Annotated in this window: 14 protein-coding genes; 7 read left to right on the top strand and 7 right to left on the bottom strand. The window is 70.4% G+C overall.

Annotated features, from left to right (window positions below):
- Positions 1–143 precede the first annotated feature (143 nt).
- The 4 genes from ACIP6U_RS44885 to ACIP6U_RS44870 all read right to left on the bottom strand — a co-directional run bounded on the left by ACIP6U_RS44885 (position 144) and on the right by ACIP6U_RS44870 (position 6918).
- The gene (locus tag ACIP6U_RS44885) at positions 144–3971 is read right to left on the bottom strand and encodes a multifunctional oxoglutarate decarboxylase/oxoglutarate dehydrogenase thiamine pyrophosphate-binding subunit/dihydrolipoyllysine-residue succinyltransferase subunit (protein ID WP_401728921.1); all 3828 of its coding nucleotides are present in this window, start codon (positions 3969–3971) and stop codon (positions 144–146) included.
- A 291-nt stretch (positions 3972–4262) separates the two neighbouring features.
- Positions 4263–5375, bottom strand: a complete 1113-nt coding sequence (locus ACIP6U_RS44880; RefSeq protein ID WP_401728920.1) for an ATP-binding protein — start codon at positions 5373–5375, stop codon at positions 4263–4265.
- On the bottom strand, positions 5372–6109 hold the full coding sequence (locus ACIP6U_RS44875; RefSeq protein WP_401728919.1) for a response regulator transcription factor: 738 nt from the start codon (positions 6107–6109) through the stop codon (positions 5372–5374). Before ACIP6U_RS44875 ends, ACIP6U_RS44880 begins: the two co-directional genes overlap by 4 nt.
- 131 nt (positions 6110–6240) lie before the next feature.
- On the bottom strand, positions 6241–6918 hold the full coding sequence (locus ACIP6U_RS44870; protein WP_401728918.1) for a spermidine synthase: 678 nt from the start codon (positions 6916–6918) through the stop codon (positions 6241–6243).
- Positions 6919–7099: 181 nt separating this feature from the next.
- Between ACIP6U_RS44870 and ACIP6U_RS44865 the strand changes: the two genes are divergently transcribed.
- Positions 7100–7858, top strand: a complete 759-nt coding sequence (locus ACIP6U_RS44865; protein ID WP_401728916.1) for a rhomboid-like protein — start codon at positions 7100–7102, stop codon at positions 7856–7858.
- Here the strand turns inward: ACIP6U_RS44865 and ACIP6U_RS44860 are convergent.
- Positions 7848–8489, bottom strand: a complete 642-nt coding sequence (locus ACIP6U_RS44860; protein ID WP_401728915.1) for a GNAT family N-acetyltransferase — start codon at positions 8487–8489, stop codon at positions 7848–7850. The two genes, ACIP6U_RS44865 and ACIP6U_RS44860, sit on opposite strands and share 11 nt — an antisense overlap.
- 270 nt (positions 8490–8759) lie before the next feature.
- Between ACIP6U_RS44860 and lon the strand changes: the two genes are divergently transcribed.
- On the top strand, positions 8760–11180 hold the full coding sequence (gene lon, locus ACIP6U_RS44855; protein WP_401728913.1) for an endopeptidase La: 2421 nt from the start codon (positions 8760–8762) through the stop codon (positions 11178–11180).
- A gap of 98 nt (positions 11181–11278) precedes the next feature.
- Here the strand turns inward: lon and ACIP6U_RS44850 are convergent, their stop codons facing one another.
- On the bottom strand, positions 11279–12115 hold the full coding sequence (locus ACIP6U_RS44850) for a lysozyme (RefSeq protein WP_401728912.1): 837 nt from the start codon (positions 12113–12115) through the stop codon (positions 11279–11281).
- A gap of 270 nt (positions 12116–12385) precedes the next feature.
- Here ACIP6U_RS44850 and ACIP6U_RS44845 point away from each other — a divergent pair, with 270 nt between their 5' ends.
- A complete protein-coding gene (locus ACIP6U_RS44845) occupies positions 12386–12865 on the top strand; it encodes a MarR family winged helix-turn-helix transcriptional regulator (protein WP_401728928.1) in 480 nt (159 codons plus the stop codon).
- A gap of 87 nt (positions 12866–12952) precedes the next feature.
- On the opposite strand, the gene ACIP6U_RS44840 is transcribed toward ACIP6U_RS44845, so the two are convergent.
- Complete coding sequence (locus ACIP6U_RS44840) at positions 12953–13738, bottom strand: protein phosphatase 2C domain-containing protein (RefSeq protein ID WP_401728910.1); 786 nt, start codon at positions 13736–13738, stop codon at positions 12953–12955.
- Positions 13739–14154: 416 nt separating this feature from the next.
- Between ACIP6U_RS44840 and ACIP6U_RS44835 the strand changes: the two genes are divergently transcribed.
- The 4 genes from ACIP6U_RS44835 to ACIP6U_RS44820 are packed head-to-tail and all read left to right on the top strand — an operon-like array spanning position 14155 to position 18464.
- Positions 14155–16914, top strand: a complete 2760-nt coding sequence (locus tag ACIP6U_RS44835; RefSeq protein WP_401728908.1) for a nitrate- and nitrite sensing domain-containing protein — start codon at positions 14155–14157, stop codon at positions 16912–16914.
- A complete protein-coding gene (locus ACIP6U_RS44830; RefSeq protein WP_401728907.1) occupies positions 16911–17432 on the top strand; it encodes a roadblock/LC7 domain-containing protein in 522 nt (173 codons plus the stop codon). The genes ACIP6U_RS44835 and ACIP6U_RS44830 overlap by 4 nt, the downstream gene beginning before the upstream one ends.
- Positions 17429–17839 carry a DUF742 domain-containing protein gene (locus ACIP6U_RS44825; RefSeq protein WP_401728906.1) on the top strand — a complete coding sequence of 137 codons (411 nt, stop codon included), beginning with the start codon at positions 17429–17431 and terminating at the stop codon, positions 17837–17839. Before ACIP6U_RS44830 ends, ACIP6U_RS44825 begins: the two co-directional genes overlap by 4 nt.
- On the top strand, positions 17820–18464 hold the full coding sequence (locus tag ACIP6U_RS44820; protein ID WP_401728904.1) for a GTP-binding protein: 645 nt from the start codon (positions 17820–17822) through the stop codon (positions 18462–18464). The genes ACIP6U_RS44825 and ACIP6U_RS44820 overlap by 20 nt, the downstream gene beginning before the upstream one ends.
- Positions 18465–18469 lie beyond the last annotated feature (5 nt).

The raw sequence follows: 18469 nt of genomic DNA, 5'->3' as shown, positions 1-18469 counted from the left end.
CTCCCCCCGCCCCGCGCTTTTTCTATTTTTTTTGTTGGCCTGGGACTTTTATTATCTGGGTTCATTTATACGGGCGGCCACCGGGCGGGGCCCCCCCCCGGGTGGGGGGGGGCGCCCCGGCCGCACGTGACAGCGGGTGGGGCTTACGCCTCGAACACCTCACGCACCAACTGCTCCTGCTCCGACTGGTGCCGCTTCGCGGAACCGACCGCCGGCGACGACCCGTGCGGACGCGAGATCCGCCGCAGTCGCTCGCCGTGAGGCACGTCCGCGCCGACCGCCAGGTCCAGGTGGTCGATCAGGTTGAGGGCGATGAACGGCCAGGCGCCCTGGTTGGCCGGCTCCTCCTGGGCCCACAGGTACTTCTCGACGTTCGGGTACTTGTTGACCTCCGCCTGGAGCTCCGCACCCGGCAGCGGGTACAGGCGCTCGACGCGGATGATCGCCACGTCCGTGATGCCGCGCTTGGTGCGCTCGGCCTCCAGGTCGTAGTACAGCTTGCCCGCGACGAAGACGACCTTGCGGACCGCGGCCGGGTCGACCGCCGAGTCGCCGATGACCGGGCGGAACTGACCCGACGTGAACTCCTCCGTCTTCGACGCGGCGGCCTTGAGGCGCAGCATCGACTTCGGGGTGAAGACCACCAGCGGCTTGTGGTGCGGGTTGTGCACCTGCCAGCGCAGGAGGTGGAAGTAGTTCGACGGGAGGGTCGGCATCGCGACCGTCATGTTGTTCTGTGCGCACAGCTGGAGGAAGCGTTCCACGCGCGCGGACGAGTGGTCCGGGCCCTGGCCCTCGTAGCCGTGGGGGAGCAGGAGCGTGACGCCGGACGTCTGGCCCCACTTCTGCTCCGCCGCCGAGATGTACTCGTCGACCACCGTCTGCGCGCCGTTGACGAAGTCGCCGAACTGCGCCTCCCACATCACGAGCGCGTCGGGGCGGGCCAGCGAGTAGCCGTACTCGAAGCCCATGACCGCGTACTCGGACAGCAGGGAGTTGTAGACGTTGTAGCGGGCCTGCTCCTCCGCGAGGTACTGGAGCGGGGTGTACTCCGCGCCCGTCTCACGGTCGATCAGGACCGCGTGCCGCTGGCCGAAGGTGCCGCGCTGCGAGTCCTGGCCGGAGAGGCGGACCGGGGTGCCCTCCAGGAGGAGGGAGCCGACGGCCAGCGTCTCGCCCATGCCCCAGTCGATCGTGCCGTCCTCGACCATCGACGCCCGGCGCTGCAGCTGCGGCAGCAGACGCGGGTGTACGTGGAAGTAGTCCGGGATGTTGACCTGGGACTCGGCGATCCGCTTGACGGTCTCCGCGGAGATCGCGGTGTTCACGGCGACCGGGAACTCCGCCTGCGGGTCCGAGATCGGGCCCGCGCTCGGCTGGGCCGTGACGGCCTCGCGGACCTCCGTGAAGACCTTCTCCAGCTGGCCCTGGTAGTCCTGGAGGGCCTGCTCGGCCTCTTCCAGGGTGATGTCGCCGCGACCGATGAGGGACTCGGTGTAGAGCTTGCGCACCGAGCGCTTCTTGTCGATCAGGTCGTACATCAGGGGCTGGGTGAAGGCCGGGTTGTCCGACTCGTTGTGACCGCGGCGGCGGTAGCAGATGAGGTCGATCACCACGTCCTTGTTGAACGCCTGACGGAACTCGAAGGCCAGGCGGGCCACACGGACCACGGCCTCCGGGTCGTCGCCGTTCACGTGGAAGATCGGGGCCTCGATCATGCGGGCCACGTCCGTCGCGTACATGGAGGAACGCGAGGACTCGGGGGCCGCCGTGAAGCCGACCTGGTTGTTGATGACGATGTGGACCGTGCCGCCGGTGCGGTAGCCGCGCAGCTGCGACATGTTCAGCGTCTCGGCCACCACGCCCTGGCCCGCGAAGGCCGCGTCACCGTGCAGGGCGACCGGCAGGACCGTGAAGTCCGTACCGCCCTTGTTGATGATGTCCTGCTGGGCGCGGGCGATGCCCTCGATGATCGGGTCGACCGTCTCCAGGTGGGAGGGGTTCGCGGCCAGCGAGACCTTGATCTGCTCGCCGTCCAGGCCCGTGAAGGTGCCGTTGGCGCCCAGGTGGTACTTGACGTCGCCGGAGCCGTGCATCGACTTCGGGTCGAGGTTGCCCTCGAACTCGCGGAAGATCTGCGCGTACGACTTGCCGACGATGTTCGCCAGGACGTTCAGCCGGCCGCGGTGGGCCATGCCGATGACGACCTCGTCCAGGCGGGACTCGGCGGCCGAGTCCAGCACCGCGTCGAGCAGCGGGATGACGGACTCGCCGCCCTCCAGGGAGAAGCGCTTCTGGCCGACGTACTTCGTCTGCAGGAAGGTCTCGAAGGCCTCCGCCGCGTTCAGGCGGCGCAGGATGCGCAGCTGCTCCTCGCGCTCCGGCTTGGTGTGCGAGCGCTCGATGCGGTCCTGGATCCACTTGCGCTGCTTGGGGTCCTGGATGTGCATGAACTCGATGCCGGTGGTGCGGCAGTACGAGTCGCGCAGCACGCCGAGGATGTCGCGCAGCTTCATCAGGGACTTGCCGGCGAAGCCGCCGACCGCGAACTCGCGCTCCAGGTCCCACAGGGTGAGCCCGTGCTCGGTGATGTCCAGGTCGGGGTGCTTGCGCTGGCGGTACTCCAGCGGGTCGGTGTCGGCCATGACGTGGCCGCGGACCCGGTAGGAGTGGATCAGCTCGAAGACGCGGGCGGCCTTGGTGACGTCGTCGTCGTGCGAGGCGTCGATGTCCTTGAGCCAGCGGACCGGCTCGTAGGGGATGCGCAGCGCCTCGAAGATGTCGTCGTAGAAGCCGTTCTCGCCGAGGAGGTAGTTGGCGACGACGCGCAGGAACTCGCCGGAGGCGGCGCCCTGGATGACCCGGTGGTCGTAGGTCGACGTGAGCGTCATGACCTTCGAGATGCCGAGCTTGTTCAGGGTGTCCTGGGAGGTGCCCTGGAACTCCGCCGGGTAGTCCATGGAGCCGACGCCCATGATGACCGACTGACCGGGCATCAGACGCGGCACCGAGTGGACCGTGCCGAGGCCGCCGGGGTTGGTCAGGGAGACCGTCACACCGGTGAAGTCGTCCATGCCCAGCTTGCCGTCACGCGCACGGCGGACGATGTCCTCGTAGGCCTGCCAGAACTCGAAGAAGTTCAGCGTCTCGGCCTTCTTGATGCCCGCGACGACCAGCTGGCGGTCGCCGTTGGGCTTCACCAGGTCGATGGCGAGGCCGAAGTTGATGTGCTCCGGCTTGACCAGGGTCGGCTTGCCGTCCTTCTCCGCGAAGGAGTGGTTCATCGACGGCATGGCCTTGATGGCCTGCACCATCGCGTACCCGATGAGGTGCGTGAAGGAGATCTTCCCGCCCCGGGCGCGCTTGAGGTGGTTGTTGATGACGATGCGGTTGTCGAAGAGCAGCTTCACCGGGACCGCGCGCACGGACGTGGCCGTGGGCACCTCCAGCGAGGCGTTCATGTTCTTCGCGACGGCGGCGGCGGGGCCGCGCAGCGTCACCAGCTCCGGGCCCTCGGCGGGCGCGGTCTGCGCGGCCGGCTTGGCCGCCGCGGGCTTCGCCTGCGTCGGCGCGGGAGCCGTGGCCGGCTTCGCGGCCGGAGCCGCGGCGGGCGCGGCGGCTGCTGCCGCGGGCTTCGGGGCCGCGGGGGCCGGCGCGGGAACCGCCGGGGCGGCCGCGGCCGGCGCGCTGGGCGCCGCCGGAGCGGGAGCCGGAGCCTGATTCGTCGGGGTGGTCGCTACGGCCCCCGCGGCCGCAGTGCCCGCCGGAGCCGGGGCGGCAGCGGCGCCCGGCTTGTAATCGGCGAAGAAGTCCCACCAGGCTCGGTCCACCGAGTTCGGATCCTGGAGGTACTGCTGATAGATCTCGTCGACGAGCCACTCGTTGGGGCCGAACGCGGCAGCGGGGTTCTTCCCCGTTGCTTGGTCGGACTCGGTCGAGATGGTCGAGTTACTGGGGGACTGTGACGACACGGCGGCAACCGCCCTCTTCCGCTTCACAAGGTGATGGACAGCGGGAATTAAGGCTACGCCCCCATGACCGCGAAGGTCAGGCCGGGCCGGTTCATCGTCGTGTAAGTCACACCGGAAATCGTGTTTCGGGCCGGGAAATGGCGGGAAACAAGCGTGGTTCCGCTCTGGAACGAGGTGGCCGGAACACGCGAACGCAGGCCCTGCGCACCGAACGGGCGGGCCTGTCGCAGATCACACGTGCCCGTCAGCGCGGACGCACCTGGATCTTGAAGTTCCGGATCGGACTTTACGTCAACTTGGTACGGAAGTCTCTCCCGGAAGGGTGACGAGGATCCGGCAACCCCGCTCGGATTCGGCCACTCCGATCCGGCCGCCGTGCAGATCCACGGCCCAACTGGCGATCGCCAGGCCCAGTCCCGTACCCCCGTCGCTGCCCGGGCCCTTGGAGGTGCCCGCGCCGCCCCGGTTGAAGCGTTCGAAGACCCGGTGCCACTCGGAGCGCGGGATGCCCGGACCCTCGTCGAGGACCTCCAGCTCCAGCGACTCCGGCAACGTCCCGCGCCGCGCCTTCACGACCACCCGGCCGTGCGCCGGGCTGTGCTTGACCGCGTTGTCGATGAGATTCGCCACGACCTGGTGGATCCGCTCCGGGTCCGCGTGCGCGGTCAGCTCCGGCGGCGAGACGTCGAGGTGCAGATGGACGTCGGTACGGGTGTGACTCCCGGAGCCCGACGCGATGCCCGCGCGCGCGGGCACGGCCATGTTGGCCTCCTTCAGCACGCCCGAGAGGTACGGCCACACCTCGAAACGCCGCTTGCGCAGCGGTACGACGCCGTTGTCCAGGCGGGACAGGTCGAGCAGGGTCTCCACCAGCCGCCCGAGGCGCTCCGTCTGCTTCAGGGCCGTGCGCATGGTCTCGGGGTCGGCGGGCGAGACACCGTCGACGATGTTCTCCAGGACCGCCCGCAGGCCGGCGATGGGCGTGCGCAGCTCGTGCGAGACGTTCGCCACCAGCTCCTTGCGCTGCCGGTCCTGGGCCTCCAGCTCGTCGGCCATGACGTTGATCGTCTGGGCCAGGTCACCGAGCTCGTCGCGCCGGTTCTCACGCACCCGGCGGGTGTAGTCGCCGCGCGAGATGGACCGGGCGACCGTGTTCATGTCGTCCAGCGGGGCGGTGAGCGAATGGGCCACGAACTGCGTTATCAGCAGTGTGGCGATCATCGAGAAGACCGTGATGAAGCGGAGCTCCGTCTTGGTGTGCACCGCGATCATCGACAGACCGGTGGTGATCAGCACCGAGATGACGACGAGACCGCCGAGCTTGGTCTTGATCGAGAACGGGCGTACGCCGCCCCAGGGTTCCTCCCCGGGGCTCCTCCGTGCGGTCGGCCGCCCGTCGCTCATGGCGTCGGTGTCTCCAGCGCGTAGCCCACACCGTGCACCGTGCGGATCCGCTCGGCGCCGATCTTCCGGCGCAGCGCCTTGATGTGGCTGTCGACGGTCCGGGTGCCGGAGGCGTCTGCCCAGTCCCACACCTCGGCCAGCAGCTGCTCACGGGAGAGCACCGCGCGCGGGGTGTTGGCCAGGCAGACCAGCAGGTCGAACTCGGTGGGAGTGAGGTGCACGTCCTCGCTGCGCACCCGCACCCGGCGCTGCGCGTGGTCGATCTCCAGCTCGCCCAGGCGCAGGATGCCCGAGCGCGGGGTGGACGCGGCCACCACGGCCCGCTCCACCCGGCGCAGCAGGACATGCACGCGCGCGGCCAGCTCGCGCATCGAGAACGGCTTGGTCATGTAGTCGTCGGCGCCGACCCCGAGCCCGACCAGCATGTCGGTCTCGTCGTCGCGCGCGGTCAGCATCAGCACCGGCACCGGGCGCTGGGCCTGCACGCGTCGGCAGACCTCCAGGCCGTCGAAGCCGGGCAGCATGATGTCGAGGATCAGCAGATCGGGCTGCCAGGCCTCGGCGGTGTCGACGGCCGACGGACCGTCGACCGCGGTCTGCACGACGAAACCTTCGGCGCGCAGACGGGCCGCGATGGCGTCGACGATGGTCGGGTCGTCCTCGACCACCAGCACCCGGCGCTGTGCGCCCGGGGTCGTCGCCGTGCTGCTGTGTGCGGTGTGTGTCTGCTCCATCGCCCGCCCCTGAGTTGCTTTCCGGAATCCGTGGGGTGATCCGTTGACTGCCCATGCCTGAGCATGCTTGCGATTGACGCTTGAATGATCCGCGCCAGGGCAGCAGGGTACGGGGAGTAACGGTGCCACGGCTATCCAGGTCGGACAGCGAGGTGCACGACGTCCGGAACTCCCCGGGCAACCGGGATCTCTTCGGTACGCACCCGTTGGAACCCGGCATTCCGCAGTGTTCCTTCAAATTCCGGAGAGGGCTGCGCCGACCACACCGCGAGCACCCCACCAGGCCTCAAAACCCTTGCACAGCCTGCGAGTCCGGCCGCCAAGTAGAGCCCGTCATTGCCCTCGGTGACGGTCCAGCCCGGGCCGTTGTCGATGTCCAGGCACAGCGCGTCATACGTGGCGCAAGTCTCATTGACGTGATCGAGCAGGTCGGTCTCGGTGATCCGGGTGCGCGGATCGGCGACCGCCTTGGTCGAAATACCGGACAACGGCCCGTCGAGATGCCAGTCCACGACGGCCCGCTCCCGCTCCACGACCGTGATGGCCCCCCAGCGCGGGTTCGCTGCCGCGTGTGCGAGCGAGAAGCCGACGCCCAGCCCGCCGATCAGCAGCTCCGGCCGCTCCCGATCGTCCAGCGCGCCGAGCGCCGCGTCGACCAGCAGCCGCTCCGAGCGGCCGTCCGAGGTGTCCATCAGGAAGCACCCGTTGGCGATGATCTGCAACAGCTCGCCGTGCCGACGCAGCACGACCTCGCCGTACGGCCCCTCGCGCCGGTCCAGGACCACTGGGCTGTCGTAGAAGGTGGTCATCGGCCCATCCTGCACGAACTCGGCTTTACGGCCACGGGAATTAACGGTTGACCACCCGTGACAGGCGGACGTCCAGGAAGCCTGAGAGGTTCCTGAGAATCGCCTCCCGCGTGGCGTCGGTCATAGACAGAGACCCTGGGGGCGTCGAAGGCTGGAGGTGAAACGGAAGGAGCGCCTCACCGTGGAACCCGCCACCCCGACCGACGCGAAGGCCTCCGGTCTGCTGGACGGAGTACCGAGGCAGCGGAGCCGCTGCGCCGCGTCCACCGGTGACATGGACGGGACGCCGGTACCGATATCCCCGGCGAAGGCTCTTCGAGTCCCGCGCGTCCGGCGTCTCCTCCCCACCCCCACCGGCACACCGTTCACCTTCGGCTTCGCGGTCGTCCTCGCCCTCACCTCACTCCTGGTCGCCGACGCGGCACCCTCTTTTGTGCACGCCCTCCACCAGGGCTCCAGTACGGACGTGGCCCACCTCGTACGCACCCCGATGCTGGTGCTGCTCACCAGCGCACTGTGGATCGCGGGCGGGATCGTCACGCCGTACGCCGTCCTCTTCCTGCTCGTCCTCACCGCGCTGGAGCGGCGGATAGGCGGGGCGCGTACGGCGGTCGTCTTCCTGACCGGGCACATCCTGGCGACCCTCGCGACGGAGGTCCCGGTGGGGCTCGCGGTGCTGGTCGGGCACCTGCCGGACAGCTCGCTGCACCGGATGGACTACGGCATCAGCTTCGGCGTCGCCACGTGTGTCGGGGCGCTGGCCGGACTGGTGTCCCCGTGGGTGCGGTGGCCGTTGGTGGTGCTGTTCGGCGGGATGCTGATCGAGGACCTGATCGCGTTCACGGATCCCCTGACGAACTGGGGGCACGTGTTCTCGCTCGCGATAGGGCTGGCGCTGTGGCCGGTGGTCCGCCGGTGGCGGGGGACCCTCAGCCGGTGAACTTGGCGCTCGTCAGGAGTGCGGCGGTGGTCCAGCCGAGGTGCTCGTACAGTGCCCGTCCGTCGGGGGTGCCCGCGAGGACGCCGGTCCGGGCGCCCTGTTCGGCCGCGGTCGCCTGAAGGGTGCGCACTACGAGACCCCCCAACCCCCTGCGGCGATGAGCCGGGGCCGTCTCCACCCGGTCCACCACGGCCGTCGGCCCGCTGACGCCGACCTGTCCGCGCGCCGCCAGGGCGCCGTCCGGGGCCGTCACCACTGCCTGGGTGACGGGGCCGCGGGTCCAGGTGCGCAGCCGGTAGCCGTCCGGCGCGGCCGGCGGTGCGTCCCGGGTCAGCGGTACGGACATCAGGAACCCCGGGTTCGGGTCGATCCACCACCCCGGGCCCACCCATCCCCGTACCAGCGTCGGATCCGTGAACACCTTCAGCCAGACGCCGTACCCCGTCACGGAGTCCGCCACCTTCCGTACGACGGTCTCCTCGACGTCGTCGCCGATGTCCCCCAGCACCCTCCGGGAGACCTGCTCGACCTGCCCCACGTCGACACTCCACCCCCACGGCTCCTCGACGGGCGGCGCGGCCCCGCGCGACAGAACCCACCCGCTGACCCAGGCGTGTACGAGGTCGTTCACAACATCCTCCCGTAAGGATTGCTCTGGAGGTCAGACTATTACATACCCATGGATCGGCGGCACCCCTCACATCGGGCGGGGCATAAATCAGCCCGTCCGGCGTTTGAGGACAAGGCCCCTTCAGGGCCGACGCGGGGGTCTGGGGGCGCAGCCCCCAGTAAACGTCCAGCTCAACGCCGGTTTGCTCAGAGCGAACGGTGAACCGGGAACATCCGCGAAGCGCCACGCATTGAGTCGGCATAGCTCAACTTGAATGCCGAAGGGGAGATCATGGCTTCGACGTCCACACCGCTCACCCTGCCCGTGCTGCCGCTCGACGGCGAGGTCGTGCTGCCCGGCATGGTGGTTCCGCTGGACCTGAACGACACCGATGTACGTGCCGCGGTGGAGGCCGCACAGGCCGCCGCCCGGAACGAGCCCGGAAAGCCGCGGGTGCTGTTGGTCCCACGGATCGACGGGACCTACCCGAGCACCGGCGTGCTCGGCACCGTGGAGCAGGTCGGCCGACTGGCCGACGGCGACCCGGGTGCCCTGATCCGCGCTCGCGGCCGGGTCCGGATCGGCGCCGGTACCACCGGACCGGGTGCCGCCCTGTGGGTCGAGGGCACCCGGATCGAGGAGACCGTGCCCGAGCCGTTGCCCGGTCACGTCACCGAACTTGTGAAGGAGTACAAGGCGCTCGCCACCGCCTGGCTGCGCAAGCGCGCCGCCTGGCAGGTCGTGGACCGCGTCCAGGCCATCGACGACGTGGGCCAGCTCGCCGACAACTCCGGTTACTCGCCGTTCCTCACCACCGACCAGAAGATCGAGCTGCTGGAGACCAGCGAGCCGATCGCCCGCCTCAAGCTCGCCACCCAGCAGCTGCGCGACCACCTCGCCGAGCAGGACGTGGCCGAGACGATCGCCAAGGACGTCCAGGAGGGCGTCGACAAGCAGCAGCGCGAGTTCCTGCTCCGCCGCCAGCTGGAGGCGGTCCGCAAGGAGCTGCGCGATCTGAACGGCGAGCAGGAGGGCGAGGAGTCCGACGACTACCGCGCCCGCGTGGAGGCCGCCGACCTGCCCGAGAAGGTCCGTGAGGCCGCGCTCAAGGAGGTCGAGAAGCTGGAGCGGTCCAGCGACCAGTCCCCCGAGGGCTCCTGGATCCGCACCTGGCTGGACACGGTCCTCGAACTGCCGTGGAACGAGCGGACCGAGGACGAGTACGACATCCGGGGCGCCAAGGCGATCCTCGACGCCGAGCACTCCGGCCTGGAGGACGTGAAGGCGCGCATCACCGAGTACCTGGCGGTGCGCAAACGCCGTACCGACCGTGGTCTGGGTGTCATCGGCGGCCGGCGCGGCGGTGCCGTCCTGGCCCTCGTCGGCCCGCCCGGCGTCGGCAAGACCTCGCTCGGCGAGTCCGTCGCGCACGCCATGGGCCGCAAGTTCGTCCGCGTCGCCCTCGGCGGCGTCCGCGACGAGGCCGAGGTGCGCGGTCACCGGCGTACGTACGTCGGCGCGCTGCCCGGCCGGATCGTGCGGGCCATCAAGGAGGCCGGTTCGATGAACCCGGTCGTCCTGCTGGACGAGATCGACAAGGTCGGCTCGGACTTCCGAGGCGACCCCGCGGCGGCCCTCCTGGAGGTCCTGGACCCGGCGCAGAACCACACCTTCCGCGACCACTACCTGGAGGTCGAGCTCGACCTGAGCGACGTGGTCTTCCTGGCGACGGCCAACGTGCTCGAAGCCATCCCGGAGGCCCTCCTGGACCGGATGGAACTGGTCCGGCTCGACGGCTACACCGAGGACGAGAAGGTCGTCATCGCCCGCGACCACCTGCTCCCGCGCCAGCTGGAGCGGGCGGGTCTGAACGAGGACGAGGTGGTCATCGACGAGAGCGCCCTGCGCAAGCTCTCCGGCGAGTACACGCGCGAGGCGGGCGTCCGCACCCTGGAGCGCTCCATCGCACGGCTGCTCCGCAAGGTCGCGGCGCAGCACGAACTCGGCGAGCGGAAGCTGCCGTTCACCGTCACGGACGAGGACCTGCGCGCCCTGATCGGCCGCCCGCACCACGTCCCGGAGTCGGCGCAGGACCCGGCCGAGCGCCGTACGGCGGTCCCGGGTGTCGCCACCGGCCTCGCGGTCACCGGAGCCGGCGGAGACGTCCTGTTCGTCGAGGCGTCCCTCGCGGACCCGGAGACGGGCGCGGCGGGCCTGACCCTCACCGGTCAGCTGGGCGACGTGATGAAGGAGTCGGCGCAGATCGCGCTGTCCTTCCTGCGCTCGCACGGAGCCGAACTGGAACTGCCGGTCGCGGACCTCAAGGACCGCGGTGTGCACATCCACTTCCCGGCGGGCGCGGTCCCCAAGGACGGCCCGAGCGCCGGCGTCACCATGACGACGGCCCTGGCCTCGCTCCTGTCGGGGCGCCTGGTCCGCACGGACGTGGCCATGACGGGTGAGGTCTCGCTGACCGGCCGGGTGCTCCCGATCGGTGGCGTCAAGCAGAAGCTGCTGGCCGCGCACCGGGCGGGCGTCACCACCGTCATCATCCCCAAGCGCAACGAACCCGATCTGGACGACGTCCCCGCGGAGGTCCTGGACAAGCTCGACGTCCACGCCGTGACCGACGTCCGCCAGGTCCTGGAACTGGCCCTGTCGCCGGCCACCAACGGCGCGGAGACGGAGTCGGAGGTTCCGGTGGCGGCGTGACGGACGCCAACGGATAGGGGAAGGCCCGGGTCCCGTGAGGGAGGCCCGGGCCTTTTTCCTACGCCCTGTCTCATGTCCTGTCCGCTGTGCTGTCCGCGTCAGCCGTTGGCAAGGGCCACGACCCGGTCCAGCGCCCCGTTGAACTTGTCGTGGTCGCCCACGGTCGGTCCGGACGAGGTGTACTGCCACATCGTGTAGTAGCTCCACCCGGCCGGCAGCGTCCCCGGGGCGGTGGCGTACCGGGCGATCCACAGCGGGTTGGCGGAGGCGAAGCCGGCGTAGTCGCCGGTGCACTGCGTCCACCAGCTGGTGGCGGTGTAGATGACGGCGTCACGGCCCGTGCGGGCCTTGTAGGTGTTCAGGAAGTCGGCGATCCAGCTGACCATCGCCGCGGTGGTCTTGCCGTAGCAGGCGGCGCCGTAGGGGTTCCACTCGATGTCGAGGACGCCGGGCAGGGTCCTGCCGTCCCGGGACCAGGCGCCGCCGTGGTCGGCGAAGTAGTTGGCCTGGGTGGCGCCGCTGGTGGTGTCGGGGGTGGCGAAGTGGTACGCGCCGCGGATCATGCCGACGTCGTAGGAGCCGTTGTACTGCTGGGCGAAGTACGGGTTCGTGTAGTACGTGCCTTCCGTCGCCTTGGTGTACGCCCACCGGACCCCGCTGCTCCACAGGGTCGCCCAGGCGACGTTGCCCTGGTAGCCGGAGACGTCGACGCCCTCGGTCTGGGTGGCGTCACCGGGAACCGGCGTGCCGGCGCTGCCGTCGTGGGAGAGGACACCGATGCCCATCCGGGCGGAGCCCCGGGCGGGGGTATCGGCGGCGGAGGCCGGGACGGCGAGGACGAGGGTGAGGGCGGCGAGCAGGAGTCCGGCGAGGAAGGCGAGGAGGGTGGGGGAGAGGTGTCCGGGGCGGGCCGATCCGGGTCTGTGCACGGGCATGGCGTGCCTCCGAGGGAGAGGTGGGGGGAACGGCCTCTGCTGGCGTGAGCATGCCAGTCAAGGTCTGGTGGAGACGCTACGCAGCTCGACGAGCAGGTGGGAAGAGGGGCCAGAGGCTGCCGTTGGTCTAGCCCTGCGAAATACTTGCCGAGCTGCGGCGACGACGGCGTTCGGCGGAAACTTTCAGGACCGGGAAACCCCGGGAACAGCGAGGCAGGGGCTGACGTGGACGACGGTACGAACGGTGACGAACACCGTGTGGAGGCACAGGTGACACCGAGCGGCGCGGACCAGGAGCACCTTTCCGCCCCGAGCGGCGCCGACCAGGAGTACCTCTCCCTGGAGCGCGAACTGACGGTCCTGCTCCGGCGCGCCCGGGCCAGCCAGGGCGAGATGGCCCGCGAGGTCCACCCCGACCTGGAGACCGCCGCCTACGGCCTCCTCGTACGCCTCGACGAGCACGGCCGGCAGCGGGCGACCGAGCTGGCGGCCTACATCGGCGTCGGCAAGGCCACCATGTCCCGGCAGTTGCGCGCCCTGGAGGAGCTCGGCCTGATCGCCCGCGAACCCGACCCCGCCGACGGCCGCGCCTGGCTGGTCGACCTCACCGAGGAGGGCCGCGGCCGGGTGGCCAAGGTCCGCGACGCCCGCCGCGCCCGGTACGTCAGCCAGCTCGCCCACTGGGACCGGCGGGAGGTCTCCGAACTGGCCCGGCTGCTGGCGCAGTTGAACCGGCAGGTGGAGAAGTAGCGCCTGGAATCGGGAGCCGGAAGCGGCACCCGGAATCAGCACCCGCGTACCGCGACCGCCCCCGCACGGCTCCCCCCACCGCTCCCCTTACACCTCCGCGAACACCACCGTCGCGTCGTCGTGCGTCTTGCTCCGCCGCAGGAACACCCGCTCGGTGTCGGCGACTTCGAGTGCGCGCACCCGGGCGACCAGTGCCGCCGCCCCCTCCTTGCGGACGAACCTGAAGCAGTCCTCCCAGTCGCCCTCGTGGAACTTCTCCACCCAGCGGGTGGCCCCGTCGGTCAGGGCGACCAGGGTGCGGACCTCCGTGCGGGGCAGGGTGCCGGTCACCGCGCGCCCGGCCACCGAGGGATCCGCGGCCGCCGTGAAGAAGCCGCCCTCCTTGTTGCGGACCGCGGAGTCCACCAGGGCGTCCGTGGCCAGGGCGGAGCGCGGGAGGCGGGCGATGCGGTCGTCGAGGAGCGGGACGACCGAGCCCGTCGGGGACTCGACCAGGAGCGCCGAGTCCGACAGGACCAGGTACTCGACCGTCTCGGCCGACCAGCGGGCGACGACCACTGTGGCCTGTGGGGTGCGTGGGTGAGAAAGGTCACAGGTGTCCGCGTGGGCCGCCGCCGTACGGGCGATCGCGCGGGACAGGGCCTCGGTGGGCGGAACATCCGGGCGGGAAACGGTCAGTTCGGTCAGCGCGCCGCCGAGGCGGGCCGTGAACCAGGGGACGGAATGCAGACACCCCGTGCCGTCCTTCGGCGGTGTCACCCCGTCCAGGACGACGAGCGAGCCGCCCTGGCCGGAGGCGGGCAGCGTGACGCTCGCGAAGTCCTCGTTGGGGCGGGCCGGATCGCCGGCTTCCGATACAAGTTCCGTACGCATCCGGCCAGTCTGCACGACGTCTTCACAGGCTTCACCAAAGGCTGGCACAGCTCGCCGAGTTGACACACACGCGCAGGTCAGAAGCCAGTTTTGGGGTGGAATCCGATGATCGCGGAAGGCGTGGCGGCACATAGTGCCACCGCCCGCCGCAGACGTCCAACCGGCCCGCCGGAAGCGGCCGTCCGGGATGCCGGAGGAACTTGCCCGCCAACTCCCCTCCGATGTTCACTCCTTCGGGTGGCGGGTCCGGTGATGCGCGACCACTGCCCACCGGCACTGGGAGGGTCGGGGACCGGTGGGGGCACCCCCTGCGCCCGCTCGGCCGGGAGCATGGGGGAGGGTGTACGCACAGTCGGCGGGATGTGACGCGACGTCACCCCGCCCTTGGGTATCACGAGTCAGGAATGCGAGCACCGGTGCAGAAGACGCGGCCTCGTCGCACAGGCAAGCAGGCGGCCTCCACAGGGAGCACGGAACACGCCCCCGAGACCGTCACCGGCAAGGGCCGCCCCACCCACGTACGCAACCGGCTGATCGTCGCCGTGGCGGTCGTGGCCGCCGCCGTCGCCGGGGCCGGGGCGCCCACCGTTCTCGCCGCGTCCGGTCGACTGAGCGACTCCCAGGACCTGGTGACGTTCGCCGAGCAGACCCAGGACGCCCTCGCGCTGGCCCACTCGCTGGCCGACGAGCGCGACGAGGTGACCTCGTACATCGCCGCCGGACGGCCCAAGTCCAAGGCCCCCTCCGAGGACAGCGGCGCCCGCGTCGACCGCCAGGTCGAGGACCTGCGCGCCGACACCGACCTGCCGGCCGCCCTGCGCGGCGACCTCGACGGCATCGCGACCCTGCGCCGCGCCGCGCTCACCGGGCAGAGCAGCGCCCTGGAGGCGCACAACGCCTACTCCGCCGCGATCACCGAACTGCACCGGCTCGCCGAGGAGTTGGCCGAGCGGATGCCGGCCCGCGCGGGCTCCGGCGGGTACGCGCTCGCCGAGCTGGACTCCGCCGTCCAGCAGGCCGCCGCCGCCCGCGGACTGCTCCTCGCCGCGCTGAACGTGCCGCGCAGCACGCAGAGCGCCGTCGACCCCGTCACCGGTCTGCCGACCACGACCACCACGTCCTCGGCCGCCGACACCAAGACGCGCGACGCCCTGACCGCCGCCGCCCAACAGGCCCGGCTGCGCTCCGACTCGGCGCTCGCCGACTTCCGCGACACCGCGCCCAAGGCCGCCCGCGAGTCCTACGACTCCACGGTCACCGGCGCCGAGGTCAACTCCGCCGAGAAGTACCTCACCGCCCTCACCGACCAGCCCACGCTCACCGACGGCGAACTCTCCACCAGCGTGAAGAAGGCCGACGCCGCGCTCTCCGCCCGCGTCGACCTGATGCGCGGCGCCGAGTCCGCCCTCTACGAGCGCCGCAGCAAGCAACTCGCCCAGCTGCGCGACGACGACGTCACCGCGCTGGAGATCCGGATCGCCGCCCTCGGCGCGCTGGTCCTGCTCACCATCGGCATCGCCACCGCGATGGCCCGCACCCTCACCCGCCCGCTCTCCGTGCTCCGCCGCGGCTCGGCCCGCCTCGCCCAGGCGGAGAACCCGGCGGCCGAGGAGCCCATCACCTTCACCGGCCGCAACGACGAGTTCGCCCAGGTCGTCCGCTCCGTCAACGCCCTGCACGCGCACGCGGTCGCCCACCACGAGCGCGTCACCACCCTGGAGTCCGACCGCAAGCACCTGGTCGGCCAGCGCCAGCGGATGGCCGACGCGCGCGAGGACCTGCGTACCGAAGTCGCCGACTCCGCGGCCCAGTTGGAGCGGCTGCGGGCCAGCATCGGCTCCACCTTCGTCAACCTCGCGCTGCGCACGCTCGGCCTGGTGGAACGTCAACTCACCGTGATCGAGGGCCTGGAGGAGCGCGAGCAGGACCCCGACCGCCTCTCCACCCTCTTCAAGCTCGACCACTTCGCCACGGTCATGCGCCGCCACAGCGAGAACCTCCTGGTCCTCGCCGGCACCGAACACGTCCAGCAGAGCGCGGGCCCGGTCCCGCTCGTGGACGTCGTACGCGCCGCGGTCAGCGAGATCGAGCGCTACGAGCGTGTCCGCATCGCCGCCCTCCCGCCGCACGCCCACGTGGCCGGCTTCGCCGCGGACGACCTCTCCCACCTGCTGGCCGAACTCATGGAGAACGCCACCTCGTTCTCCCCGCCCGACCGTCCCGTCGAGGTCTCCGGCTGGCTCCTGGAGAGTGGCGAGGTCATGCTCTCCGTCCAGGACGAGGGCATCGGCGTGGCCCCCGACCGCATGATCCGCCTCAACACCCGCCTGGCCGAGTTCGATCCGGCCTCCCCGTACGAGCAGGAGGGCGAGGACGGCCTGGGCCTCGGCCTCTACGTCGTGGCCCGCCTCGCCCACCGTCACGGCGCCCGGGTCCAGCTCCGCGAGCAGAAGCAGGGCGGAGTGGCGGCGGTGGTGGTGATCCCGAGCCCCCTCCTGGCGCAGAACCCCACGGCCGCGGTCCCCGCGACCTCCTCTTCCTCCCCGTCCCCGGTCCCGGGCGGCACCCACACCTTCTCCCTCCCGGGCGCCGACGCCGAGGCCAACTCCAACGTCCTCCACACCCGCCCCAAGCCGAGCGACCCGCTGGTCGAACTGGCCGAGAAGGCGATGGAACACGCGGAGACGAGCACGGAGGCGCCTGCGCAGGCGAGTACGGAGCCCCCGGAGCGCCCGTCGGAAATGACGATGGAACTGCTGGTCCCCGCACCGCCGGCAGCCGCCGACGGCGATTCCGCCCCACAGGGGCCACCCGCACCCGACAACGAAAGCCGCACGGGTGGTGCGGGTGGGAACACTCCCGCCGAAGGCGAAGCCGAGGCGGCACACACCCGCACACCTGACGGCCCGGACGAAGACCCCGTCACAGCCAAGGGCCTCCCCAAGCGCACCCCCAAAATCACCGCCCCCACCCAGACCCCACGCCAGCGAAGCACAGGCGTCGACCCGGAAGCCCTCCGCAGGAGACTCGGCGGGTTCCGCCAAGGCGCCCAGGCCGGTCACCGGGACGTACAGGCGGAGATCGCCGAACAGACAGGCCAGACCAAGCAACCGGCCGCAGGATCACCCACATCCGACGTCGCCACGGGGGGCACAGTCGAGGAGGCAAGCAGTTGACCGCGCCCAGTACCTTCGGACTGAGCAGTGAAGCCCGAAACCTGCACTGGCTACTGACCAACCTGGTCGAAGAGGTCCCCGGCATCCAGTCGGTCGCGGTCGTCTCCTCCGACGGCCTGCTGCTCCTCTCCTCCGACCCGGAACGGAACACGGAGGCCAGGGAAGCCCTGGAGACCAAGCGCACCGGACCGCGCGGCTCCGCCGCCGACCTCGCCACCATCGTCTCCGGCATCGGCAGCCTCACCGTCGGCGCCGCGAAACTGATGGACTCGGGCCCGGTGAAGCACACGATGGTCGCGATGGACGACGGCAGCCTCTTCGTGATGTCGATCAGCGACGGCTCGCTGCTCGGTGTGCACGGCTCCGCGGACTGCGACATGAGCGTCGTGGCGTACCACATGGCGCTCTTCGTGGGCCGGGCCGGCCACGCGCTGACGCCCGAACTCCGCAGCGAGCTGCGGAAGTCCATCGAGTCGGAGGAATCCGAGGCGTCCGAGTCGACGGGGAGCACCCGATGAGCCCTGACCCGAAGAAGCTCCCGGTACGCGGCGGTGAGCGCAAACCCGCCCGCGTCCGTCCCTACTCGCTCACCGGCGGCCGCACCCGCTTCGGTCACGTACTCCTCGTGGAGACGTTCGTCGCGGCGCTCGAAGCGCCCGAGGAGCGCAAGGAGTTGACGAATGGTTCCCTCAACACCCGGGTCATGCCGGAGATGCGGGCCATCGTCGAACTGTGCCGCCGTATGCGCACGGTGGCCGAGATCGCCGCGCTGCTGAAGATGCCGCTCGGCGTGGTCCGCGTGCTGCTCAGCGATCTCGCGGACCAGGGAAAGATCCGTGTGTACGGCACCGGTACCGGTCACGGTACGGGCCGTCCCGACCGCGCTCTGCTGGAAAGGGTGCTGAGTGGACTCCGTCGTCTCTGACGCCGCCGCCTCCTTCGGCGTCACCCCGCTCCCCGATGACGAGGAGCAACTGCGGTCCTGGCAGACGGACCGCACCCGTGCCCCCGTGGCCACGAAGATCGTGGTGGCGGGCGGCTTCGGCGTCGGCAAGACGACGCTGGTCACCGCCGTATCGGAGATCACGCCCCTGCAGACCGAGGCGCTGATGACCGAGGCGAGCGAGGAGACCGACGATCTCTCCGGCACGCCGGGCAAGTCGACCACCACCGTGGCCATGGACTTCGGCCGCCTCACGCTCGACGACGACCTGGTGCTCTACCTGTTCGGCACGCCGGGCCAGCAGCGGTTCTGGTTCATGTGGGACGACCTGGTGCGCGGCGCGATCGGCGCGGTCGTCCTCGCGGACACCCGACGTCTCAAGGACTGCTTCCCCGCCCTCGACTACTTCGAGAGCTGCGGGCTGCCGTACGTCGTCGCGGTCAACCACTTCGACGGCAGCGAGCGGTTCGAACCGGACGACGTACGGGAGGCGTTGACGATCCCCGCGCACATACCTGTAATGATCATGGATGCGCGTCGGCGGATCTCGGCGATCGAGACCCTTCTGTCCCTCGTCGGCCACGCACTGGACGTCACCCCCGAGTGACCGCC

It is taken from the genome of Streptomyces sp. NPDC088794 (assembly GCF_044750545.1).
Classification (GTDB): Bacteria; Actinomycetota; Actinomycetes; order Streptomycetales; family Streptomycetaceae; genus Streptomyces.
The sequence above is the reverse complement of the archived record's forward strand: the minus strand, read 5'-3'. Positions and strand labels throughout refer to the sequence as shown.